Origin of the sequence: Sporocytophaga myxococcoides DSM 11118, from assembly GCF_000426725.1 — a bacterium.
In the GTDB taxonomy this organism is placed as follows: domain Bacteria; phylum Bacteroidota; class Bacteroidia; order Cytophagales; family Cytophagaceae; genus Sporocytophaga; species Sporocytophaga myxococcoides.
The window spans coordinates 35,552-60,928 of the sequence record NZ_AUFX01000012.1 but is presented as its reverse complement, the minus strand read 5'-3'; the positions used below and the strand labels follow the sequence as shown (position 1 = coordinate 60,928).

At 37.5% G+C, this 25,377-nt stretch carries 18 protein-coding genes and 1 tRNA gene; 9 read left to right on the top strand and 10 right to left on the bottom strand.

The features are described 5' to 3' along the window. From K350_RS0115580 to uvrB, 3 genes are read left to right on the top strand one after another with little or no spacing between them, the layout of a single operon-like run. Positions 1-651, top strand: coding sequence for a DedA family protein (locus K350_RS0115580; protein ID WP_037575961.1), 651 nt, complete (start codon positions 1-3; stop codon positions 649-651). Further along, complete coding sequence (locus K350_RS0115575) at positions 651-1,394, top strand: shikimate dehydrogenase family protein (protein WP_028980700.1); 744 nt, start codon at positions 651-653, stop codon at positions 1,392-1,394. Before K350_RS0115580 ends, K350_RS0115575 begins: the two co-directional genes overlap by 1 nt. A 30-nt stretch (positions 1,395-1,424) precedes the next feature. After that, positions 1,425-3,545 (top strand): excinuclease ABC subunit UvrB, encoded by a 2,121-nt coding sequence (uvrB, locus tag K350_RS29055; RefSeq protein WP_081671028.1) that lies wholly within the window; start codon positions 1,425-1,427, stop codon positions 3,543-3,545. Positions 3,546-3,676: 131 nt separating this feature from the next. On the opposite strand, the gene K350_RS0115565 is transcribed toward uvrB, so the two are convergent. The 4 genes from K350_RS0115565 to era form a co-directional block, all read right to left on the bottom strand. Next, positions 3,677-3,883 (bottom strand): hypothetical protein, encoded by a 207-nt coding sequence (locus tag K350_RS0115565; RefSeq protein WP_037575958.1) that lies wholly within the window; start codon positions 3,881-3,883, stop codon positions 3,677-3,679. Positions 3,884-3,998: 115 nt separating this feature from the next. Continuing rightward, complete coding sequence (locus K350_RS0115560) at positions 3,999-4,217, bottom strand: hypothetical protein (RefSeq protein ID WP_028980698.1); 219 nt, start codon at positions 4,215-4,217, stop codon at positions 3,999-4,001. Between the two features lie 11 nt (positions 4,218-4,228). Then, positions 4,229-5,539: a ribosome biogenesis GTPase Der gene (gene der, locus K350_RS0115555; protein ID WP_028980697.1), complete on the bottom strand. Its 1,311-nt coding sequence runs from the start codon at positions 5,537-5,539 to the stop codon at positions 4,229-4,231. A gap of 69 nt (positions 5,540-5,608) precedes the next feature. Further along, positions 5,609-6,505 (bottom strand): GTPase Era, encoded by an 897-nt coding sequence (gene era / locus K350_RS0115550; RefSeq protein ID WP_028980696.1) that lies wholly within the window; start codon positions 6,503-6,505, stop codon positions 5,609-5,611. Between the two features lie 302 nt (positions 6,506-6,807). Between era and K350_RS0115545 the strand changes: the two genes are divergently transcribed. The 5 genes from K350_RS0115545 (at position 6,808) to K350_RS0115525 (ending at position 10,839) form a co-directional block, all read left to right on the top strand. Continuing rightward, positions 6,808-6,880 (top strand) — tRNA-Met (locus K350_RS0115545). 183 nt (positions 6,881-7,063) lie between these two features. After that, a complete protein-coding gene (locus K350_RS0115540) occupies positions 7,064-7,495 on the top strand; it encodes a hypothetical protein (RefSeq protein WP_156027059.1) in 432 nt (143 codons plus the stop codon). A gap of 159 nt (positions 7,496-7,654) precedes the next feature. After that, positions 7,655-8,431 carry a helix-turn-helix domain-containing protein gene (locus K350_RS29050; RefSeq protein ID WP_051313188.1) on the top strand — a complete coding sequence of 259 codons (777 nt, stop codon included), beginning with the start codon at positions 7,655-7,657 and terminating at the stop codon, positions 8,429-8,431. A gap of 107 nt (positions 8,432-8,538) precedes the next feature. Then, positions 8,539-9,660, top strand: a complete 1,122-nt coding sequence (locus tag K350_RS0115530; protein ID WP_028980694.1) for an FAD-dependent monooxygenase — start codon at positions 8,539-8,541, stop codon at positions 9,658-9,660. A 12-nt stretch (positions 9,661-9,672) separates the two neighbouring features. Then, positions 9,673-10,839, top strand: a complete 1,167-nt coding sequence (locus K350_RS0115525; protein ID WP_081671027.1) for an FAD-dependent oxidoreductase — start codon at positions 9,673-9,675, stop codon at positions 10,837-10,839. A 114-nt stretch (positions 10,840-10,953) separates the two neighbouring features. On the opposite strand, the gene K350_RS0115520 is transcribed toward K350_RS0115525, so the two are convergent. The 4 genes from K350_RS0115520 to K350_RS31345 form a co-directional block, all read right to left on the bottom strand. Next, a complete protein-coding gene (locus K350_RS0115520) occupies positions 10,954-12,480 on the bottom strand; it encodes a hypothetical protein (protein WP_028980692.1) in 1,527 nt (508 codons plus the stop codon). Between the two features lie 233 nt (positions 12,481-12,713). Further along, the gene (locus K350_RS0115510) at positions 12,714-14,045 is read right to left on the bottom strand and encodes a pectate lyase family protein (protein ID WP_028980691.1); all 1,332 of its coding nucleotides are present in this window, start codon (positions 14,043-14,045) and stop codon (positions 12,714-12,716) included. Between the two features lie 179 nt (positions 14,046-14,224). After that, the gene (locus tag K350_RS31350; protein WP_162144183.1) at positions 14,225-16,630 is read right to left on the bottom strand and encodes a glucuronyl esterase domain-containing protein; all 2,406 of its coding nucleotides are present in this window, start codon (positions 16,628-16,630) and stop codon (positions 14,225-14,227) included. Positions 16,631-17,189: 559 nt separating this feature from the next. After that, positions 17,190-19,163 carry a glycosyl hydrolase family 8 gene (locus K350_RS31345; protein ID WP_051313186.1) on the bottom strand — a complete coding sequence of 658 codons (1,974 nt, stop codon included), beginning with the start codon at positions 19,161-19,163 and terminating at the stop codon, positions 17,190-17,192. A gap of 632 nt (positions 19,164-19,795) precedes the next feature. Here K350_RS31345 and K350_RS0115490 point away from each other — a divergent pair. Beyond that, complete coding sequence (locus K350_RS0115490; protein ID WP_028980690.1) at positions 19,796-23,182, top strand: T9SS type A sorting domain-containing protein; 3,387 nt, start codon at positions 19,796-19,798, stop codon at positions 23,180-23,182. A gap of 84 nt (positions 23,183-23,266) precedes the next feature. On the opposite strand, the gene K350_RS32030 is transcribed toward K350_RS0115490, so the two are convergent. Both K350_RS32030 and K350_RS0115480 read right to left on the bottom strand, forming a co-directional pair. Then, positions 23,267-24,970 carry a family 16 glycosylhydrolase gene (locus tag K350_RS32030; protein ID WP_081671026.1) on the bottom strand — a complete coding sequence of 568 codons (1,704 nt, stop codon included), beginning with the start codon at positions 24,968-24,970 and terminating at the stop codon, positions 23,267-23,269. Between the two features lie 47 nt (positions 24,971-25,017). After that, positions 25,018-25,308 (bottom strand): GNAT family N-acetyltransferase, encoded by a 291-nt coding sequence (locus tag K350_RS0115480; RefSeq protein ID WP_028980689.1) that lies wholly within the window; start codon positions 25,306-25,308, stop codon positions 25,018-25,020. Positions 25,309-25,377: the final 69 nt, after the last annotated feature.

Genomic DNA, 25,377 nt, shown 5'->3' with positions numbered 1-25,377 from the left:
ATGATAGACTTAATAAAAGGCTTTATTGACCTATTCCTCCACCTGGATCAGCACCTTAGCCAAATCATTACTGATTATGGTTTCTGGACTTATTTAATTTTATTCATGATCATTTTTGTGGAAACCGGACTAGTTATAATGCCTATTTTGCCGGGTGATTCTTTGTTATTCGCAGCCGGAACCTTTGCTGCATTGGGTAGTCTGAATCTTGGTTTGTTAATTCTTCTTTTATTTATTGCTGCATTTCTTGGGGATACACTTAATTATTTCATTGGAAATTTTATAGGTCCGAAAGTCTTTAGCAAGGATTATCGTTTCCTGAAAAAGGAATATCTTGTTAAGACACAGCAGTTTTATGAAAAACATGGCGGAAAAACCATTATTTTTGCCCGTTTTATGCCCATTATCAGAACCTTTGCTCCATTTATAGCAGGTGTGGGTACCATGAACTATAAAAAATTTATTTCCTATAATATTATTGGAGGTATTTTATGGGTAGCAGGATTTACCCTGCTTGGTTATTTATTTGGAAATATTCCAGCTGTTAAAAAGAATTTTACTCTTGTAATCCTTGGAATAATTCTTTTATCCATCACTCCTCCGCTTATTGAATATCTAAAAAGCAAGTTTAGCAAAAAAACTGTAGCTTAATGAATGTATACGGATTAATTGGGTTTCCGCTTACCCACTCTTTTTCCAAGCGCTATTTCAGTGAAAAGTTTGAGAAAGAGGGAATACAAAATTGCAGATACGAACTATTTGAAATAAGGGAAGCCACCGAGCTTCCCTCTGTTATTTCAGCCCAGTCTCAGCTAAAAGGTTTGAACGTGACAATTCCTCATAAAGAGGCTGTGATTCCTATGCTGGATGAATTGGATCCTGCTGCCAGAAAAATCGGCGCTGTCAATGTCATTAAAGTAATAAATGGAAATAAGCTAAAAGGATATAATTCCGATTATTACGGATTTAGAAACTCTCTTATAAAATTTCTTGGAAACGAAGACCCAAAATCTCTGAAAGCATTGATACTTGGAACTGGTGGAGCAGCCAAAGCTGTAATTGCGGCATTGGATGATCTCGGCATTCCTTTTAAAATGGTTTCCAGATCCGGAAGTGAATACCTGCTTAGCTATGAAGATGTGAACGCCACTTTGCTTGCAGAATTCAGACTTATCATCAATACATCTCCACTCGGAATGTACCCTAAAGTTGACGCTTGTCCGGCAATTCCTTACGAATTTCTTACAGAAAAACATTACCTGTTTGACCTTGTTTACAACCCCGAAGAGACCCTTTTCATGAAAAAAGGTGCTACTCAGGGAGCCAAGACAAAAAACGGACTTGAAATGCTGCATCTCCAGGCTGAAAAAGCCTGGGAAATATGGAACAGTTAGCAACTCGCTTGTGTTACCGAGGTTGTGACAATGTTTTTTTATAACCTAAACAAAGGAGCTCAATTGTTTAACATAACATCACACTATAAGCCAACAGGCGATCAGCCCAAGGCCATATCCAAACTTGTAGACGGAGTCAATAAAGGTGAACCTGCTCAGACATTACTTGGGGTTACCGGTTCAGGAAAAACTTTTACCATAGCCAATGTTATTCAGGAAGTGCAGAAGCCAACGCTGATTCTAAGCCACAATAAAACACTGGCTGCTCAGCTTTATGGCGAATTCAAGCATTTCTTTCCTGATAATCTGGTTGAATATTTCATCAGCTACTACGATTACTACCAGCCCGAAGCCTATATCGCTTCTTCCAATTTATATATAGAGAAAGACCTCTCCATTAACGAAGAGATTGAAAAGCTCAGACTTGCTGCCACTTCAGCACTTATGAGCGGACGAAGAGATATTATTGTAGTCGCATCCGTCTCTTGTATATATGGTATTGGAAATCCTGAAGAGTTTGGAAAGAATATAGTAACAGTAGTACAAGGAGAAAAAGTCTCCAGAAATAAGCTCCTCTACTCTTTTGTAGAAATTCTTTATAACAGAACTACTGCAGAATTCAAACGTGGTACTTTCCGTGTTACAGGAGACACCGTTGATGTCTTTCCGGCTTATGCTGACTTTGCTTACAGAATTATTTTCTGGGGAGACGAGATTGAAGCCATTCAGAGAATTGATCCATATTCAGGAAAAAAGCTGAATGATGAAAAGTTTTTTAACCTGTACCCTGCAAATCTTTTTGTAACTGGTAAAGATGCCCTGAAACAAGCTATAACTGAAATTCAGGATGATCTGGTGAAACAAGTGAAGTTATTCGAATTCGAGCAACGTCACCTTGAAGCCAAAAGGATACAGGAACGTACCGAGTTTGATATGGAGATGATGAGGGAAATTGGCTACTGTTCCGGTATAGAAAACTACTCCAGATATTTTGACAGGAGAAATCCGGGCGACAGACCATTCTGTCTGCTGGATTATTTCCCTTCTGACTTTCTGATGGTTATAGACGAAAGCCATGTAACAGTTCCTCAGATAAGAGCTATGTGGGGAGGAGACCGTTCCAGAAAGGTAAACCTTGTCGATTATGGATTCCGTCTGCCTTCTGCGCTTGATAACAGGCCACTTACCTTCAATGAATTTGAAACCATGGCAGCGCAAACCATCTATGTCAGCGCAACACCTGCTGACTATGAATTGAGAAAGTGTGATGGTGTAGTAATAGAACAGATCATCAGACCGACAGGGTTGCTTGACCCACTGATAGATGTAAGACCTAGCGGAAATCAGATAGATGATCTTTTGGATGAAATACACGAACGCGTAAAGGCGAATGACAGAGTGCTTGTAACCACCCTAACCAAAAGGATGGCGGAAGAGCTGACTAAATTCCTTTCAAAGGTTAACGTCAAATGCCGCTATATACATTCTGAAGTAAAAACACTTGACAGGGTTGAGATATTGAGAGAATTGCGTCTTGGTGTTTTCGATGTGCTTGTTGGTGTCAACCTTCTTAGGGAAGGTCTGGATTTACCAGAGGTTTCCCTGGTCGCCATAATGGATGCAGACAAAGAAGGTTTCCTCAGAAATCAAAGATCACTGATTCAAACTATTGGTAGGGCTGCGCGAAATGAAAATGGTAAAGTGATTATGTATGCAGATAAAATCACTGATTCAATGCGCCTTTCTATTGAAGAAACAAACCGACGTCGGGCAATTCAAATGGAGTATAATAAACAACATAATATTACTCCTAAAACAGTATTGAAAAGCCGCGAGGAAATTCTTGGCCAAACCAAAGTTGCAGATTCCCGAAAAGAGACCAGAACATACTATGTTCAGGAAGAACATAAAGATCTTGCCGCAGATCCGGTATTGCAATATCTGAGCAAACCTGAGCTGGAAAAGATGATTCAGAGAACACAGAAGGAAATGGAAAAAGCAGCAAAAGAAATGGACTTCATGGAAGCTGCCCGTTTGCGTGATGAATTATTTGAGTTAAAAAAGCTTGCAGAAAAGAATGATTCTGGAAGTGTACAACAGCAAGAGAAGAAAAGTAGCGAAACCGGAAAAAAAGCCAAAAAATCAAAATAGAATTCTGTCAAGAATACAAAGCTTTAGGTAATCTGTTGAAATTATTCTAAAGCTTTTTTCAATTGATACAAATAAAAAAGCCCTAGTCTAACCAGGGCTTTTTTGAATGTCTTTTGACCAGAGGTCACTAATTAGTGAGCAGCTGGAGCTTCTGCAGGAGCAGCAGCAGTAGTGTCAGCAGGAGCAGCAGCAGTTGTATCTACTGGAGCAACTGGAGCCTCTTCAACGTGAGCAGTGTCAACAGTTTCAGTAGTTGCAGCCTCTTCAGCTTTTTTCTCAGAGCAAGAAGCGAATGATAATGTACCAGCTACGAATAATAACGCAAATAATTTTCTCATAGTAATTAAAACTTTTAATTTAGATTTAAGATGCAAATATATAGATATTTTTAAATCGCAAAAGGAAAAATGGGATTTTTTTAAAAAAAAAATATGTTCCCACTTCCACAATAAACTAATCTTCTAGCAGTTTTTTCAACTTCTTTTTTGCTTTTTTTCCAGCCTTTTCTCCCTCTTCTGCTGTCGCTTCAGCAGCTTCGCCGGTTGCCTCAGCAGCTTCCTCGGATTTTTCTTTCAGTTTATCAAGTGCTTTTTCAGATTTGGATTTTTCCTCGCAAGAAGAAATCATCGCAACCGCTAAAATAAACAAGCTTCCAAATAAAATCTTTTTCATAGGTAGTGAAATTATTTTTTTCTGAATACGATATTAACAGGGACACCTTCAAATCCAAAGTGTTCTCTTAGTTTATTTTCAAGAAACTTTGCGTACGGTGCTTTTATATACTGAGGCAGATTGCAGAAAAACGCAAACGTAGGAGAATGTGTCGGCAACTGCGTTATGTATTTGATCTTGATATGCTTACCCTTCAAAGCAGGAGGGGGATATCTTTCAATTTCAGGTAATAAAGCCTCATTCAAAGCAGAGGTTGAAACCTTCTTGTTTCTACTTTCATAAACGTCAATTGCTGTTTCTATTGCCTTATGAATCCTCTGTTTATTTAAAACAGACACAAAAATAATTGGAATAAAGTCCATACCCGCCAGTTCTGACCTGATCTGATCTTCGAATTTCTTAGCCGTATTGGTATCTTTCTCAATCAAATCCCATTTGTTGACCAGGAGTACTATTCCTTTCCTGTTTCTATTGGCAAGTCCGATTATATTTAGATCCTGAGTTTCCAGTCCATTCTTGGAATCAATGATGATGATACAGACGTCAGAAGCCTCTAGAGCTCTGATAGATCTTAAGACTGAATAAAACTCAATATCTTCCTTTACCTTTGCCTTTTTACGCAGACCTGCAGTATCCGTAATAATAAATTCCTTATTGAATGCGGTATACTTAGCATCAACAGCATCTCTGGTCGTTCCTGCAATATCGGTTACAATACTTCTTTGTCTTCCAAGCAATACGTTAAGAAAAGAAGATTTGCCGACATTTGGCCTTCCAATAATGGAAATTCTTGGTATACCTTCGTCAGGATTTTCAATACCGTCATTTGAAAAATGCTTCACAACATCATCCAGTAATTCACCAGTACCTGATCCGTTCTGAGAACTGATAGGATATACAACGTCACCAATGCCAAGTGCATAGAATTCTCCTGAAAGATTTGCTCTGTCATGTGTGTCTGCTTTATTGGCAACAAGGAAAACCGGCTTTTTAGCTCTTCTTAACTTATGCGCAAATTCTTCATCAAGCGGGTGAAGACCAGCAAATGTATCAACAACAAACAACACTACTGTAGCTTCTTCCAATGCTACATCAACTTGCTCCTTTATTGCTTCTTCAAAAAGATCATCAGTATTTGATACATATCCACCTGTATCTACTACAGTAAAAAACTTCCCGATCCATTCTCCATACCCGTAATGTCTGTCTCTTGTAACGCCACTTACGTCATCCATGATCGCAGTCCTGGTACCTACGAGACGGTTAAATAGTGTGGATTTTCCCACGTTAGGTCTTCCAACAATTGCTATAATATTAGCCATGCCTTCTTTATATAATTCTTAAATACTTTTACTTTTCTTTGATCCGGACCATTCCGATATAATATTGGCTTACTGCAGATAACCAAACCGTTTTAACTTATCGGCTTTGGTTCTCCACTCCGGCTCTACTTTTACATGCTGCTCAAGAAAAACTTTCTTTGCAAAAAACTTTTCCATTTCTTGTCTGGCCTGGGTACCTGTTTTTTTCAAAGCCGCACCTTTATGGCCAATTAAAATACCTTTTTGACTGTCTCTTTCGACAAGAATATCGGCTCTTATAGAGATAAGATCATCCTTTTCTTTAAACTCTGAAATAATTACCTCGCAACTATAGGGTACTTCCTTTTTGTAGTTGAGCAGAATCTTCTCTCTCAGAATTTCTGCTGCAAAGAAACGCTCTGGCCTGTCTGTCAGCTCATCTTTGCCATAATAGGGTGGATGAACAGGCATATGTTCAAGAATTGTGTTAAAAAGCAGTTCAAGGTTAAATTTCTCTAGTGCAGAAACAGGCAAGACCTCTTTTGCAGGAAATACTGTAGACCAGTAATTAAGCTTTTCCTTAAGCTCATCTTGACTTTTTATCTGATCTACTTTATTTACAATTACGATAATCGGAGCATCCATCTTTTTGATCTTTTCAGTGATCTCAAAAACTTCCTCTTCCTTTTCGTAAATATCGGTAACAAATAAAACTACATCCGCATCCTGCAATGAACCTGTCACAAAGCCCATCATCGCTTTATGAAGTTCATATTGCGGATTTAGTATTCCTGGAGTATCCGAATAAACGATCTGAAAATCTTCCCCGTTCAGAATTCCCATAATTCTATGGCGAGTTGTTTGTGCTTTAGAAGTAATAATTGACAAACGCTCGCCAATAAGCGCATTCATTAATGTCGATTTACCTACATTGGGCTTACCAACAATACTTACAAAACCGGCTTTATGAGATTTAATTTCAGACATTAGTACTCAGATTTTTTATCTAAAAGGAAGGAAAATTTTAATTATTGAAAATTAATCAATAAATAATTTTTACGTATTCCGTTGATTCTCTTTACCTTTAGATAAAATGGTTATTTTTTCAGTAAAAAGAATTTCAAAGGTAGTTGATTTAATTAAATAAAGCATTACATTTGCATCCGAATTACAGAAACAAGGAGAAAAAATCCTGAACAATTCTGGGAGATTCCGGGTTAATATAAAGTTGCCCGATTACGAAAAGCAGAAGGCTTTTAAAATATAGATTTAAAGTATTAAAAATATAGCGCGGGATGGAGCAGTTGGTAGCTCGTTGGGCTCATAACCCAAAGGCCGCAGGTTCGAGTCCTGCTCCCGCTACTAAGTAAAGCCTTGAAGGAAACTTCGAGGCTTTTTTGTTTTTATGCAGTTAAGCTTTTTATCTGTTCTCCTTCATCTTGATTTTTACATCCAGACGCTTTAAGCAAATCCAATGGGATTCACCTCCCAACTTAATGAGGAAAATTACCGCTCTGCAAAAATGCCGAATTCATTAAAAAATTTATGATCTGTAAAATTATAATTTCTATACTTGTTGCGTGCTTCATGCTTTGCTCAAATTGTTTACATGTTTTTGGTCAAGTTACAAATGAAGACAAAAGTAAATTTATTATTGGAAGCTGGAAAGAATGCCATAGCTTAAAATTTGATCCTCATTTTAATTGCGAAAAAGAAAATATCATTTACGTTTTTAATTCCGATTATACTTACTCAGAAATACAAAATTTTCAGGAAGATAAAATTAATACTACTAAATACGGGAAATGGGGTTTAACTAGCAAGCATTTAACGTTAGACCTTGATGATATTGAAAACCATAAAATTCATCCATTTACAAACCCAATTTTTTGGATTAACAATGACCTTTTCTATTTGAAAGGCAGAGAGGGGAAAGACCGTACAATCGTTTACACTTATTTTCAAAAAATTAAATAAAACTTATCCTTCCAAAGAGTGACACTAACCTGCAAAACTGATTACACCTAGGAATAACAGTTTAGCCCAGAAATTAATGAATAAACTAATACATTTCATATTACGTTTTTAATACTGCACATACTTCTTATACCTTCAACCTAAACACTTCGTACCAGAATGCAGCATCAGGAATTTGAAGCACCTAAAGAGCTAAGAGATGCCATACAAGGCTTTTGGTACAACAGCATAGACTTCGAAAAATTACCCTCGGGGTTAGAGGTATTACCTGATGGCTATGCTGAAATTATATTTCATTTCGGAAGCGACTGCAGTATTTCTTATCATGGAACATTATTACCATTGCCATCACCTTTTCTTATAGGATTGTTGGACAAGCCAGTTCATTTTTACGGCAAAGGTCATTTACAAATTATTGGAATCAAGTGCTTTCCCTGGACTGTGTTCGATTTGCTGGGATTGCCAGCATGTAAAGAAAGTGTACGAACGTTTGAACATCCTGTTGCACAACTTCATTCGACCTTGGAACAACTGATTTATGAGGGTAAAATATCAGAGGCTCTGGCAGAAGTAAAACAGTATTTCCTTAATGTTCACTCACAAATAAATCCTGACCTCATGCTAGTCAAAGCGGGACAGGCAATGAGAGAAGCAACCGGCACCATACCTGTAGGTCAAATCGCCGCTACTGCTCATTCAACAGTCAGAACGCTGGAAAGGAACTTTAAGAAATCTTCTGGTCATACTGTTAAAGACGTGTCCGCTCTGATACGATTTGAGCAGGTTCGAAATCAATTATTGCTCTATCCTGATACCAACATTGCAGGTTTAGCTTATGAACTGGGCTATACCGATCAATCCCATCTTAGCAAAGAATTCAAGCGCTTCAGTGGCACTACACCAGCAGCATTTGCGCGAAAAGCAAAAAAAAACTAACATCCTACAAACAACAATTTTGTCGCTTTTTTACAATCCTACCTAAAGAACTTTCCTGAATTTTGTGATTCCAATCATTCAATGGTTAAAAGATAACTCCGTTAAAAATGGAATTACTACAAGATAAAAAAGTACTCGTTTCTGGAGCAAGCATCGCCGGACTTTCAACTGCCTATTGGATGAATAAAATAGGCTACAAAGTAACTGTTGTTGAAATTGCAAATGCTCCTCGAACTAATGGTGCCGCTATTGATTTTCGTGGGAAAGCTATAGATAGCATTAGCCGCATGAGTGTTTTTGAGCAATTAAAATCAAACAGACTCAATGTGGAAATGATTGAATTTAAAAATGCAGTTGATGTCACGGTAGGCTCAATATCGCTCAAATCTGAGAATAATGAATTACCCAATGATGAAATCGAAATTGAACGAGATAAATTTATAAGTATTCTTTTTGATGAGTTAAAGGATGATGTTGAATTTATCTTCAACAATAGTATCATAGCATTAACCGAATCAAAAGATGATATAAAAGTAACTTTTAAAACTGGTTCACAAGAAGCGTTTGACCTTGTCTTTGGCTGCGATGGTATACATTCGGGTGTAAGAAAAATCTGGTTCGGAAACGAAAGTGAATACTCTCATTTTCTTGAAGCATATTTTTCTATTACAATCGTAAACAAGTTGTTGATAAAGGAAAAAACAATGCAAATGTTTAATGTTCCTGATAAGGCCATTACTCTCAATGCCTACAACAATAAGACTGATATAATTTTTTGTTTCTTCTCGGAAAACGAAATTCCCTATGACTATCGTGATGTCGAACAACAAAGAAAAATCATTTCAAGACAGTTTGACGATCAAAGCTGGAGAACCCAGGAGCTGCTGCACGAAATGATGAATGCACAAAATTTTTATTTCGATAAATTCTGTCAAATAAAAATGTCTTCGTGGACAAAAGGGAGGGTGGCACTGGTGGGAGATGCTGGTTACTGTGCATCACCAGCTGCGGGAATGGGGGCGTCTTTATCAATATGTGGTGCAACCACATTAGCAGACGCTTTGCAAAAATACAGTGGAAATTTTGAGTTGGCTTTTCAAGATTACAACAAAAAACTAAGAACGTTTATTGAGGAGGTTCAAGCTACAGCCGAAACAAACATAAGAGAGAATTTTATTCCAAGAACTGAGGAAGCTATTCGCATGAGAAACGAACAGAAAGAATTCTAGCTGAATTCATGAATGCTGTCAAAAATAAATTTACGGAACATGAACAATCTTTTATTAAAGAATAAAAAGGTAGCCATCATAGGAGCAGGACCAGTAGGTCTTACAATGGCTAAATTACTTCAACAAAAAGGAATAGACGTAACAGTATACGAAAGAGATAAAGACGCGCTTACAAGAATTTCAGGTGGCACTCTTGACTTACATAAAGGCTCAGGACAAGATGCATTGGAAAAAGCAGGATTGCTTGAACAATATTATGCATTGGCTAACCCCATGGGAAGGACCATAGCCAATGAACAAGGAAAAGTATTGTTTTCTAGAAAACCAACCACTGAAGATCAATATGACAATCCTGAAATAAATAGAAACGACTTAAGAAAAATTTTGCTCGAAAGCTTAACGAGTGAAACTGTTGTCTGGAATAAGAAGCTTACAGGGCTTGAAGAATATAATGGGAAATGGCTATTACATTTTGATAATGACATTAATGCAACAGCAGATTTTGTTATTGGAGCTAACGGCGGAATGTCTGCAGTAAGAAAATATGTTACGGATGCCGAAGTCGAATATACTGGAACACTGATTTTACAAGGTGACGTTTCCGAGCCGAAAGTAAATTGTCCGCAATTTTATCAGCTATGTGATGCTACTATATTGATGACAGCACACAAAGGTAATTTGCTTGTCGCTAATCCTAAAAATGGCAGCCTTCTGAGTTACAGTGTGATTTTTAAAATGCCAGTAGAATGGCCACTTGAAAATGACTTAAAATTTCATGATACAAACAGTATTGTCTCATTCCTTTCCAATAAATTCTCTCATTGGCATGAATCATATCGACAATTGTTCAATTCAACTGCGGCTTTTGTTAAATGGCCAACCAGAAAAATTTCATTAGACAAACCCTGGAATAATCATCGTCCATTGCCTATCACACTTATTGGAGATGCCGCACATATAATGCCGCCCTTTGCAGGTCAAGGAGTAAACATTGGACTTTTGGATGCATTAATTCTATCCGATAATCTTACTAATGGAAAGTATGCAACTATCGAAGCAGCCATACAAGACTACGAACAACGTATGTTTGCATATGCAAATGAAGCTCAATTAGAAACAAGCAAGAACGAAAAGGAGATGCTTTCCCCTGAATTTTCTTTCCAGAAATTTTATCAATAAGTCCTGCAACGACTATGAAACCAAAGAATCGAAAGGAAAGTAAAAAAAGGTGCCCATTCTAGAGCAAAGAGAATGAACACACCTTTTTACCATTTCTTCTAATCATAAAAGCGATTATTCCTTTATAACTTTCAATACACACTGCTCTCCATTCGCACCGAAAATCTTAAGGAAATAAAGACCAGATGGGCCGGTTAGCTCCAATGAAAGATCTGACATATCATTATACTTATTTCTACTTATGGGATGTCCTTCTGAGGTCAGCATTTCAATTTCAATGGAACCTTTTATCTTTCCTGATGCCAATTTTATCCAACCATCTGTAGGATTAGGAAAACAAGTCATTTCATAACTGCTTGCTTCTTCATTGTTAATTCCACTTATTACTATATCATTTTCGAAAAAATAAACCTTGCCCATTGGTGAACTTATACCTGTTCTTCTTGTCGGAGATGCTATAAGAGAGACTTTGCCATCTCCTGAAATTGCCAGAGACGATCCGAACCTGTCATAATCTACAGGTTCTGACGAATAGATTTCATCAAGTTTTGACCAGCTAGCTCCTTGTCTGACATACACAAATACTTTACCTCGGGCTGTTCCCCCTAATTTTCTCTCTCCATTTCCAAAAAGTATAATATTGCCATCGTCAGAGATAACACATCTTCCCATATTGTCATAAACTAATCCGGAAGAATCAATAAAGCTTGCCTGCTCTGTCCATGTGTTTCCAGACTTTCCAAATACATATATCTTTCCTCTGAATTTAATCTGATCTATTTCCTTTCCTGAAGCAGCAATTACAGCAGTATTCCCATCGCCAGATATATCCACAAATGTGCCGAAACGATCATAAGAATTCTTATCTGTTGCCGAAAATTTAGTAATCTGGCTCCACACTGACCCTGTGCGTGAATAGACATAGACCACCCCTTGCTGGCTGAACTGTTGACTTTTATAATATGCTCCTATCATTGCTGTATTACCATCACTGGTCAGGCATACAGATTCTCCAAAACTATCTCCGTTGCTTTCTCCCATTATATCTCCTTGCTTAGTCCACGTATTTCCTGACCGAGTATAGATGTAAACTTTTCCTTTTGAACTAACCCTTTTAGCTCCTACAATTGCAGTTTTGCCATCACCTGCCATGCTTACACTCCACCCATAAACGGAAGACTGTGTCGCTTCACCGGATATAAACTCTGCCTGTTTGCTCCACAAAGAACCTGTACGACTGAATATATACACTTTGCCAGCATTTTCGATAGTGTCATTTTTTTTGTAAGGAGCTCCTACAATTGCAGTATTACCATCAGAAGAAAGGCTCACAGTCATACCGAACCTGGCATTCATTTCAGGGTCATCTGCTATAAGCTCAGCCTGTAAAACCCATTTCCCATTTTCGCGCACATATACCAAGGCTTTACCTGTATCTGGTTTTCCGTTTACAATAAATCCATGTGCACCAACTAAGGCCGTGCTACCATTGTTAGAAAGACTAACAGATGAACCAAAAAAATCGATAGCCGATCCATCTTTTACAATGGCACTATCCACTTCAGCCAAACTCTGAGCATATAACTTAAATGTCGTTATAACTAAAAAAAACAGAAGTAATATTTTCTTAATTTTATTCATTTGGAATTAAAAGGTTTACAAATCCAAATATAAAAAACATTCTCAAAGAGATATACACTTCAGAAGAATTCATGTTGCTTAAACATTTGACTTTGGAACAAAAACTTAATCGGGCAGATGATATAAAAAAAATAACTTAGACCTTATGAAGGGGGAAATATAAGTCAGGCAGTGCCAAGAAAGTTTTCATCTCTTGCCATTGCCCATACTTTTGATAGATAATTCACAATCACTTATTGCTTTTGAATTTTCACAACCTTATGATCTAATTTTAAAAAATATATACCTGCTTTATTTCCACTTAAATCAATTGTCTCAGATTGACCTTCCAAAAGAATTTGCCCTTGCAGATCAGATAAAACCCAGGTATGCATACCATTTAAGTTTATCAAACCTTGAGTTGGGTTTGGATAAACCTGCATGGCCAAATCTTCTTTTGTACCAACTAAGCTTGTAACTACAGAAGGCGCAAGAACCTTTCCCACTCCTACATACTGATTAACTTTAGAAGGAACCTCAAGCACCGGGTAAGTGATGGAAGCACATTGGTAAGGAGGAATGTAGCTGCTACTCTCAAACTCTTCAGTGTTGCTCAATGGTGATGCATTTGGAGATAAAGCATTTGGCAGTGTAATGGCAGGCATTCTATCACAGTTTTTGAAAATATTATCCTTCAATGATGCCCTTCCACCTTCTGACAATTTTCCGAAGAGTGGTTTCTTTACATTTTCATAATAGTTTTTCTCCAGATATGCATTGGAATTAATTCTTACATTTAGTCCATTGCCTTCTAAACATCTGGTAGTATAATTATTAAACATATGTAATTTGCCGAAACGCATGAGGGGCATGCGAGACCCTATATTTTCAAATTTGTTATGATGCATGGTAATCTTCCTGTCATAATCATCAGAGTTGCCTTTTCCAAAAAGGCAGGCTTTGTGATGATCATGAAAGTAATTCCATGATATGGTGATGTACTGACAATCGTTTTTAGCATCCAGAAGCCCGTCATAGCGGTCATAATCGGTCATCACAGTAGGATCCTCGTTATAAAATTCGCAATGGTCTATCCAGATATGGCTTGACTTTCGCTGAGCTTCGGGCAAAGTCTCATCATCGGCCTGAATCGCAATACAATCAGGATCAAAGTTAAATCCAGATATTTTGTTTTCACCATCATTAGTAATAGGAACACCTTTCATTGTAAACTTCAGGTTGCGAATGATGATGTTATGCTGACACTGAATACTCACCCCTATCTGATTGATAAAGCCTTTAGTTCCTACACCAAAAAGTGTTTTATTAGATCCTAGCTTCAAGACATTAGGACCTTTAAATTCCCGGTCTATAAGTATAATGACGGGATTAGTACCAGAAGCATATTGTTGTAGTTCCGCAAAAGTAGTAGGTACAACTACCGGACCACCTACCCCTCCTGTTGTTCCGCCTTCCAGCGAAGCATATCCGCAAGGTTCTGAATCCTGAACTTGAGCGCTCAACTGCAGCGAACCAGCTGTGAGAATTGACCCCAACAGCAATTTTACTATTCCCTTTTTAAACATCTTTATAGACAGTTATTATTTCAACGAATTCTGGTATAAAACAAAGGAAAACCGTAAAGGTAACGTTTCCGAAAAAATTAAATAACGACCTCAATAAAAAACAAGACGCCATCTTATAGGATGGCGCCTTGTTTTGCTATTTTAAGAGGTTTAATTTAAATCTAAACTTAGGTTAACTTTTACTCCTTTATCAATTTAATCACCTTCGATCTCTCATCCTGAGTAAATTTTAAAAGGTATATACCCTTTGCATAGTTTTGAGTCATAAGTGACGCTTTATCGTTTGATTGACCTGAATCCAATATTTGTCCCATTTGGTTCATCAACTGGTAAGTAAAATATCCTTTAGCTTCAATATTAAATTCAGAGATGAAAGGATTTGGATAACTAAGGATACCCAAAGAAGAATTCTGTTCTTCTATGCTCGTAATCACTTCATCGACCAACCTGGCCACGCCGAACAAAGATGGATCTTGCCATGCATTATCAGCAGTTGAGTTCCATGCAAGCTTCTTATCTCTCGTACCACTATTATCATCATCATTAATCATGAATTCAATACCCAGCAATTGATTCGAAGCAGGATTACCCTGTACAGTTGTCCATGGTATTCTAGCTTCAATGACATAACCATTAGCACTGCTCACTGCACTATAAGTAATACCGGCTGTTGACCTACCCGTGGGCAGTGCCCCTACCGTAGTTCCATCATTCCATCCAAAGGTATATTGAACATCATTGGCGCCATAGGTAGTAGCTTTGTCATTATTAATATCCAGATAAATTTCTACAGCATCATCATCAAATATATTTTGACTATCATTTTGCTTAGTATTATCACTAACTTTAGCAAAGACATAAAGATAATTATTGTCCCATAGAAATTTTGCGCTGCCACCAAGATCACTAGGTCCAGATACCGTACCGCTTAACGTATTGCCAGCCATGACAGATAAAATATTGGGGTTATCCCATATACCAGCATCGTCAGTGCCATCAATTATCGGAGCTATCGCTGTTCTTTGGATTTTGAATGGAGGAGCATTTATGATTACTGTTACAGTAGCTGAAGTTCCGGAAAGATTTTCTGCATCGGTTGCCTTTGCAGATAATGTATATGTTCCAGCGGACAGATCCTCCAGTGACAAACTGTATGGTGCTGTAGCGTCTTCTCCTAATTTAGTTGTTCCATTGAAAAATTCCACTTTAGTAACATTGTTATTTGCATCTGTCACAGATGCAGAAAGTAAGAGCGAAGCAGGTGCTTCTAAATTGTTGCTTGCAACCGGAGAGGTCAATGTTGGCTTAGGTGCGTTGTTGTTTGGTTCTACAAAAGTAATCGTAGGAGCTGTCCAGTTTATGGCCGAGGTTAAGCTCAAATCCTGCTTTGTGCCTTTGGTAGGATTTACCCTTATATTTGTATTTGCAGTAGTGCTGTTTTTTAAGAATTTATTTATAAAAGCTGTTGCCGCATCATTTTGTGCTTGTGCTGCAGAACAATGATTATGATCTGGAGTGAATATAAAGCCAAACCTTTCCGAAACGCCCATGGCTTTCCAGACCTCTGCTGCTGCCATACATGATTTATAACCAGACTCATCGCATAGCCATTCTTGGGTTGGGTTTCCTAATACCAGCAAAGCCCTTGGAGCAATCATCGCAACTAATTCATGGTGGTCGTGAGGTAGAGTGTTTGGATTTAAATTTTTCATGCTCGCCTTAAACCAACTATAGTTAGTGTTGTCAATTTTTTCAACATTTACACCTGTTCTGGTTGTATAAGCTTGAGACATTCTCCATGAGTTGATACCTCCTCCACCTGATTCCTGAGCAATAGTAAGTGCTACCCTTTCATCAAATGCACCACCAAACAGGGCCATTTTACCGGCATAGCTGCAACCGGTAACGCATATCCTTTTAGGATCTGCATTCATCTGAGATTTTACGATTTCGATTCCATCAATTAAACGGCTGATCCCCCAGGACCATGCACTGTATTTACCAATATTTGTGCCTGGGTAAAGTTTGAAGTAAGGATCATTTGCATTCATTGATCCTGAGCCTGCGCCATAAGAGACCACCTGATCATGATTAAACGGAATTTGTATAACACCAGTAAAGAGACTTGACGATAATGAACCAGTACCAGAATTCATTCCAATTACAACAGGGAATGGACCTGTACCAGATGGTATTGTAACATTAGATGTTAATGTCAATGTTTGGCCGCTTACTGTTACATTTACAGTAAGTTTTCCACTTGTATAGGTAGCTGTGACATTTGAAGGCTTTGGAGGCTTTGGACCAATTTCGTACTGCTCTATATCAGACTTGATCTGATTTCTTCTACACGTCCAATCATCAAAGGTCGCTACTCTTCCACCATTAGTAAATGCAAAAGGATCTGGCAAATAGGTATTAGAAGTGTTTGTGTTTCCAGCAGCAGTATTACAACCGGCAGCAGGAGTTCTGTTTTCAACATCAAATACCAGTGGTACTTGACCCAACAAGTTATTGATCATCCCAACGTTTAGTATAAGCAGTAATGCAAATGCTTTAAATCTCATATGTATATTTGTTTTCATTTTTATTAAGCAATACTTTTTCACAACCATCCGCAAAAACCCTATTTTACTTAATATTAAAGAGTCTTGAATGGCTTATTGATCACCCAGAGTGATTGATCCTTATATTTTATTGATTTTGAAAATGTTCCTCAACAATTCAGACATAGTGATCCCCTCAGTATTCAATATGCTGAATTCCATAAGCTTTATGCATAAGTGTTTTAACTACACCAACTTTTTTAAAAGGTAAACCAGATATTCACTTTACAATCCAATAATTTCTCAGAATTTAAAAAATCAAATTTTTAAAGTAGATCAAATCAATCTTCAAAAGTTTATGACTGATTGATCATTACTTTTATACTTCAATTAAAATTATGGAAGGCAATAATCAAGAGGAGTTTACTAATAAGCATTACAATGAAACCTTTGTGGCATGTAACAGGAGGTGACAGAGCAATGACTATGCTTTATTGAACGGTAAAAATATTAGTTCTGAATGGTTAAAAAATTATAGGTTCATTAAAATAATCTATACGCAGCTATTATAGGTGTGCTGCGTATAGATATAGCTAAATTATTTAATAATGACCTTCTCTGTGAAGTTATTCTTTACATCCTTTATATTAACAAAGTAAAGCCCTTCTTGTAAACCAGTAACTGGAACTTCAGCTTTGCCATTTTCTATAAGACCGTTAAGTAAAATTCTTCCGGAAACATCTCTTAATTCATAATTACCATTAAGAACTAAATCTGAAGCAAGAGAGATTTTCTCTGATTGAACAGGGTTTGGATATATATTCAGTTTCATTGAAGTATTTGCTGGATTGTTGATCGCAGAAACTACTCCTTCTGGCTTCCAGATTTTGAATTTACCTGAAGCGTGCAGCAGGCCAAGCATTTGAAGTAATCCATCATAATACCTGTATTGTCCTGTTGGCATAGCCTGATTGTAAAGTTTGTCTACAAAATCCCAAGCAAAAATATTATTTGAAGCCAACGTCCCTGCGCCATTCATGGCATATAAACCAGCTGCTGTATGTGTATTGTCTGTTGGTGTTCCATCCTGGTGATATAAAGCAGGATAACTGGATCCTTGTGATTTAAAGAATGACAAAAGCTTATCTACCTGAGCAGAATGCCAGGAATTACCAAACCAGTGTGCATCCATAGCAATGTTAGAAATTACTCTCCAGGAGTCATAAGCAAAGTTTCCTGAATTAGTATTCCATGAAACAACCTTTGGCTGACCATCAAAAGTCATATAATCAGTTACAAGTCCGTTATTAGGATTCATTGCCTTTAAAAGAAACGTTCTGCTGGAGTCCGCTGCGTCAGCCCAGAATTGTTTGTTTGTGTCTGACCACAATGACCAAAGTTTATAGAAACCTGGAAGATGATAAGAAGGATCTGTAAAATCTGCATTATCACCCTGAGGCACGAACACAACCTGCTTAGAAGTTTCGTCAAACATATTTGTAAGTTGGTCAACCACACCACCATTTCTGGATTCAAGGTTTAACATATCTGATAAAAGTTGCTGCGCTTCTGCTTTATAATTAAATATCCCCTCTCCATTGCCCCATCTGTTTGCTGCAAAAAACAAAGCCATAACCATATATTCCTCACCATCTGGTGCGCTATTCGGATCCAGGATTTCAAAAGTAGAAGCATCAACCTGCCATGCAAAATATCCAGCTCTTGGGCCTGTTTTATGTTGCATGTATGTCTTAGCAAACTTCCATAGTTTATTAAATTCTTCTTTCTTATCAAGTTGCACAGCTATCATCATTCCATAAGACATACCCTCTGAACGGATATCTTTACTGTCAATAGCATCAATATATGCCATATCCGTGCCGGTCTCAAAATATATAGCTTCTGAAGTTTGACTGCCATGAAACAGTTGTTGAAAAGCCGCTTCAACTTTATTGTTGATGGCCACTTCTGACTTACCCATTTCCTTAAACATACTTCTGTAGATGTCTGTATAGTAAGCACCTTCTGTCGGAGGTACCGGTGTACCTAATTCTACTTCAGGAATGATTTCAAGGTTAAAATCATCAAAGTAATAATTAGCTGCTTCAGCACCAACAAATATGTTGAAGCGTAAAGCGCCTGCTCCTTCTACATCAGATGTATAAACCATTTCGATGTACTTCCATTCAGAGTTAAGAGTGTAATTAGACCCGGTTCTATAGGTATAACCAGGAGGTCCATCCTGAGCCGCAACATGGATAGACAAATCCTTATCAGCTTTGGCATAAAAACTAATGATGTACTTTGCTCCCTTTTCTGCAGCCCAGTTACTCGGTGCATTAAGCTGAATATTATAATTGTTAGCTGCAGCTGTCAAAACATTAATATGGGCTGCATAATTGCCGCTGTGCGCATCGGCAAACTTATAGTCAATAGTGGCTAACCCTTCCGGAGTCTGGAACCCCCACCAGTCTTGGCCATTTTCAAAACCAGGGTTAGAAAAAATGTTTGCTGCTTTTATTCCCTGAAATGTTAACAGAAATAAAAGACTAAGAAGATAGATGTGTTTCATGCATTATAAATTTTTTTGAATTGTAAATTTAATAAAAAAAAATGATACAGGAATTGAACAATTATGAGAACGAATTCACGATTTAACATGAATAGGAAGATTCATCTTGCTTTTGTTCAATTCAATAGAATTAAATAATGTGTCTATAGAAATTGCACATTCCCTTTATAGAATACCAGTCCAATATGAAAGCCAAATAGTACACTAAATTTTTTTATGTTTCTTTTGTAGAGCATTTATTTAAAGAAAAAAACCATGATGATACCTTCAACTCTTACTTTTTAAAAAGTTGTTATAACAATATCTGAACAATAAAATCAGGAAATAATCAAAGTTAATTTCTTATAATAAAGAATTTCATTACGTCTTATTATCAGTTTTCAATAATAGTCAGCCAAGAATAATTGCCATAACTACAATATAATTTTCTCCCCCTTGAAAGTCATATCCAAGACATTCAAAAGGGGAAGCTACCATATATTAGAATTTATAAAAATCCTGCGTTTACTTTTCACGCCCAAATTAGTACTTACCAGGTAGAGGATTAGTATGTCAAAGCCCCAAATAGGGAATTGAGCCTCATTTCTTCTCACTAAAACAATGAAATCTGATATTTAACATTTAAACGAATTATGAAAAAGGTTTTGATCTGGTCAGTAATGCTTGTGATCACCGCTATTTTAAATTCATCTGTATTCGGACAATGCACAGGTGAGACATATTCAATAGTAAACCAATGTCCAAATCAATCTCCTCAATTAACTGTTTCACCAGTAGTAAGCGGAACTGATTATAAGTGGACAGTAGGGGGATCACAGTATGGAACAGGTTATGATTTTACTTACCAAACTGTCTTATCCACACCTGTCACAATAAGCTATCAAAAAATGGTGGATCAGACAGGGGGGCCTTCAGCGGGAGCCTCAACGCCATATCCATTGCCCGCAGGCACAACCAATCTGACTTCAAAATATTATGTCAATGTGAATTCGACAACGGCTTTTAAGCTCAATTCTATAACAGTACCTGTTAAAATATACTCTTGTGACGCCGCGAAGACGTATCGTTTAAAAGTGCTGGTAGGTCCGACAGCCACTCCTAAAAGTGCCTCCATCTGGTATACATTCAAATGCAGTGACCTTATTAAGACCAGTGATAACCAGACGTTTCTTGTGCCTATGCAGGTAAATGAAAGCCCTACCAATCCGGGGCTTGAAATAGCTTCAGGTGCTGATACTATTTCAGTAATATACAGTGATGGAACCAACCCTGCTGGAACTTCTCCAATTGATGGACTTGTAGCCTTTCCCACAACATCTTTCAACAATAGTTATACTTTTGGAACAACTACCATTACGCATTCCGCTATAACGAACAGACCAGCATTTCTTGACTGGGATATTACAACAATGTGTAATAAGGTGGATGTCCCTGTTGCACCAACAGCCTCGGCAAGTTGCTGTGTGCCAGGAAACGTCAACATTCCAAGCATTACTTCCAGTACCGGTAGCAATATAATAGATCAAGTCCCTGTATCTCCGGCAGTAACCCTTACAGCGACGTTACAAAACGGTTATTATTATCAGTGGTTTAAAGACAACCTGCCACTTGCGGCCCCTGCTCAGAATGGGAATACACTAAATATTACTACGCCAGGTCAATATGTTGTAAGGGTAGCCGAAAAGCTTGCAGACGTAGCCAAAACAGCTTGTTATAAAAGCGACTTAGAGATTATAAATAAAAGAGTACTTTTTGCCCAAACCAACAAAGACATTATTTGTCTGGGACAAACTGTCAACCTCAATGCATTAGGAGCTACAGGTACAACCGCAGGCTCTATTATATGGTCAGGTGCTACAGGCATAAGCGATGTAAACTCTAAAACTCCTGTATTTCTTCCTTCCGGTCCCGGAAAATATACCCTTGAGGTAGATGCAGAAGTACCTGTAGGAAATCAAGTAATTAATGGAGACTTTGAAATGTTCACTGTAGGGGATGCTAGCCCCGGATTTACCTATAGTTCTTATTACAAATTTATTGATCCCAGCAGTGCCGTTGTTGGGACGCCTGCTACATTCTTTGGGGTTAATAATAGAAAAGGTCTGACGTGGCTTCAAAATGGAAGCTTTTCTTTATATAACTATGTGCTCTCGAACAATGATGGTTATACAGGAGTAAAACCTTGTCCTGACCATACAACCGGAACGGGAAATCTTTTCTTTACTGATGCTGCCGCTAAAAATATGACAGGCGTTCCTTTAACGGATTCCTATATGTGGTCTCAGCAAGTTTCTTTAGTGGCTGGACAAGTCTATGAATTCGCAGCCTGGTTTACTAATGCAAATTCAGAATATTGTGACTGTAAAGATCCATTTGATAATACTGATTACCTTATTACTGACCCTTCTAAACCTGGTCAGCCTCGGATAAATTTTTACGTTAATGATGCATTGGTAAATCCTACGCCAATTACCATAGACGGAGAAACCTGCAAATGGCAAAAGGTAAGCTATAAGTATACCGCAACAACAACAGGAACAGCGACTATTAAGATATCAGAAATCTCCAGAGCCGACGCAGGAAATGATTTTGCAATGGATGATATTTCCTTTGGTTCTCCAGGAAGGCAAATATCTTCAATAGATATTGAAGTTCAAGACTGTGATGATTTTGATGCAACGGCAGTTTGTAATTCCGGAACTCTTACTTTAAATGCAACTTCCACAAATGGATACTTTTCCAAATGGACACACACTACAAACGCAGTTGTAACTAATTCAGCAACTATAGCGAACCCCAACAACTCAACAACAACAGCAGTGCCAATTGCTGACACAAAAAATTATACAGCCGAGTTTAAATTTGTCCGCGGAAACCTGGTTCCTAATCCAGATTACACATCTTCCACAAAAAATGGAACAAATATGTCTGATAGAACAAATCAGGTTGGAAATTATGGTTTCAATGATGGAGATTATGAAGTGGGTAAAAGTCCTGCAATATTTTCAAATACACAGGATAAAATCTATATAGCAGTTCAAGATCATACAACAGGGAGTGCAACTTCTTATGACTATTTTTCTGCAAGTGGAAAATATGACGCTTCTAAATCAGTTGTTTTTAGTCAGACCGTTACCACTACTGTTGGAGATGATTTAGGTTTTTCTGTTTGGCTTGCAAATATTCACAAAGAATTCACAAAGGCCACTCCAGACACACTTGAGACTTCACCATATGGTGTTGGAGCTAAGACAACCAAACTGGACCTTTATATTAACAATTCCTTTGTTAAGAGATTTGTTCTTCCTTTAAATACAAACTGGACAAACTTTGGATATACTTACAAGGCAACTTCGACAAGCACAACAGTAGAATTAAGAGTACCCAACCTAACCTCCAACAAGCCTTCTGCTTTTGCAATGGATGATATTCAGCTTGGCAAAATTGAAACAAAGATCAAGGACGTAACACAAGTTTGCGCACTCCCTGTTACATATCTATATTTCAATCTTAAGAATAATAATGGTTTCAATCACTTAAATTGGGGAACAACACAAGAAAAAAATGCCGACTACTTTCTTGTAGAAAAATCTACTGACGGAATTAACTTTATCCCCGTTAGCAAAATAAATGCACATGGTAATGCTTCCGGAATATTTCATTATAGTTTTTCAGATCCGGTAAAAGCTATTGGTCTTTACTATAGAATAAAACAAGTTGACTTTAATGGAAATTTTGAATATACCAAGATTTTATTTGCAGAGACCAATGGATCTGATGAAGATGTTCTAGCAGTATATCCTAATCCCAGTTCAGCATCCTTTACAATAAAGACAAATATAAAGGTAGGAGAAACAATTCACATAAAAATCATTGATACAAAAGGATCCGAGGTAACTAGCTTCACACACCAGGGTAATGAATCTATCGTTGTTGGATCAGATCTTCTTCCCGGAATATACATTCTGGAAGTCTTCGGAGAATATCAAGCCTGGAAAAAGCGAATTGTTAAGCAATAATTGTAAAACAACTTATAACCAAAAAGGTCCCCTCAAATTTATCTGAGGGGACCTTTTTGGTGTATATTTTCAACCGCATTAAATCTATTCCTTTATAACCTTTTCCTTGATGATACCTTCCCCGGTTTCGATTTCTAAAATATAAACGCCCTTTTGAAGACCAGCTGTAGCTATCTCAATTTTGTAATCACGAGTGTTCTTTTGATCAAATACAATCATTCCTGATTGATTGTAAATAGTAATGTTGCGCATAAGAACATCTGATTCAACTAAAATCTTATCAGCTGAAGGATTAGGGTAAACAGATACTTTAGATTTCACCAAAGGATTAAACGTGCTTAGTACGTTATTTTTCACCAGGCTTACATTGTCGAAGTGCAAACTACCCAAGGCTTTGCCCAGATCAAAGATTATCCTTGCTTCAGGATCTGTTGCGGCAGACATAGTGAAAGTATAGGTAACTGTTTTCTTTGTAGATCCTGCTGTCTGCGTTGCTCCGGAATAAACAGTCCAGGGATCTTTGCTCATCCCCACACTAGCAGTAAAAGATGTTTGCTGACTAGCCCAGACATCAAATGTTAAAGTGTAAGAATTGCCTTTCTCTACTAAAAGTCCATCCTGCGAAAATTGTATATCCCAAGCATTGGTACCGCTTTTAGAAATATTATATACTATTTCTCCCTGATCAATTGTAGATGATGCGAGGCTGGAAGGCACCGTCTGAGACCATCTGAAAAACCCTGCATCAAATTGTCCATTCTGTATCATCTCTCCCTTCTTTCTGAAAATTGGCTTTATTGTTGTATTTACAGCCATATTAAATTGAAGAGGATTATCAAGATCCTGGTATGTTCCTTCCCATTTTATAAACTCATAGCCAGGAGCTGGTACGGCTTCTACTGTAAGATCTGAGTTAGCAGGGACCTTTCCGTTCGGAAATGATGCATTTACAGTTCCGCCTGCTACCTGTTGTACCAATAAATCATATTCCGATTTTTCCTCACTGAATTGGTATACTCTAACAAAGTCTACTTCAAATTTTTGAGGAAAAATTGTTGAGTCAATTCCCTGAGAGCCTGCCCAGTCGCCCCCTACAGCATTGTTTAAAATAAGATGCATTTTCTGATCAAAAGGCCATTCTTTATAAGTATCTGTTGGCTTTCTGTCAAGAGAATAATATAATACATCATTGACATAGAACCTTAAACTGTCTGCATACCATTCCAATGCATAAGTATAAAAATTGTCATAAGGAGCTACCAGCTCAGTACTACTTCCTCTGCCCCCAACCGTCTTATGATTGTAAGTTTCTGTGTGAGTTGTAAAAAATACTTTGTCAGGGTCATAACCGACACTTTCCATCAAATCTATTTCTCCACTTGAAGGCCAGTTACCGTAGACACTTTCACTTGGCAAAAACCAGATCGCTGGCCAGATTCCCTTGCCTGTAGGCAATTTAGCTTTAACCTCAAATCGGCCATATTTCCAGTCTCCATTTCCCAGAGTTTTTATTCTTGCAGAAGTAAATTTCTTTCCGGAATAATTTTCTTTCCTGGCTTCAATAATCAGCTTCCCGTTGTCAACACGTGCATTCTCCAAACGATCTTTAGTATAATATTGCAGCTCATTATTACCAAATCCGCTTCCGCCAGCATCATAATCCCATTTTTCAGGATTAGGCAAACCTGAATAATCGAATTCTTCTGACCATATTAGTACCTTGTTGATTTTCTGCGCATAAAGCGGGCTTAATAAAAGACAAAGTGAAATGACGAATATAGCTCTCATTAAAATATTATTTTTTTCCCCTAGTTAATACAATTTAAGAAATTTAACTATGATTTTAAAATAACATCCTGAAATTCCGTTGTCTTATCTATGATAGCCTTTGCAAACGGACAATAGGGTATTACTTTCATCTTATTGGACCTTGCAAATGAAATTGCCTTTTCCACTAACAAATGTCCAATGCCTTCGCCCTTAAGACTTTCGTCAACTTCTGTATGATCTATTGTCATTAAATGTTCTGACTTTAATGAATACTCCAATTTGGCCAATATCTTATCACCTATTCTTATAAAAAACATTCCTCCGCCCTCGTGAACCTGTTGTCTGATTTCTCTCATTTTGTAAGTAATATTTCAGATAATATTGTAGCAATATAGTATTAATGACTCGTAAAATATACGTGTTAA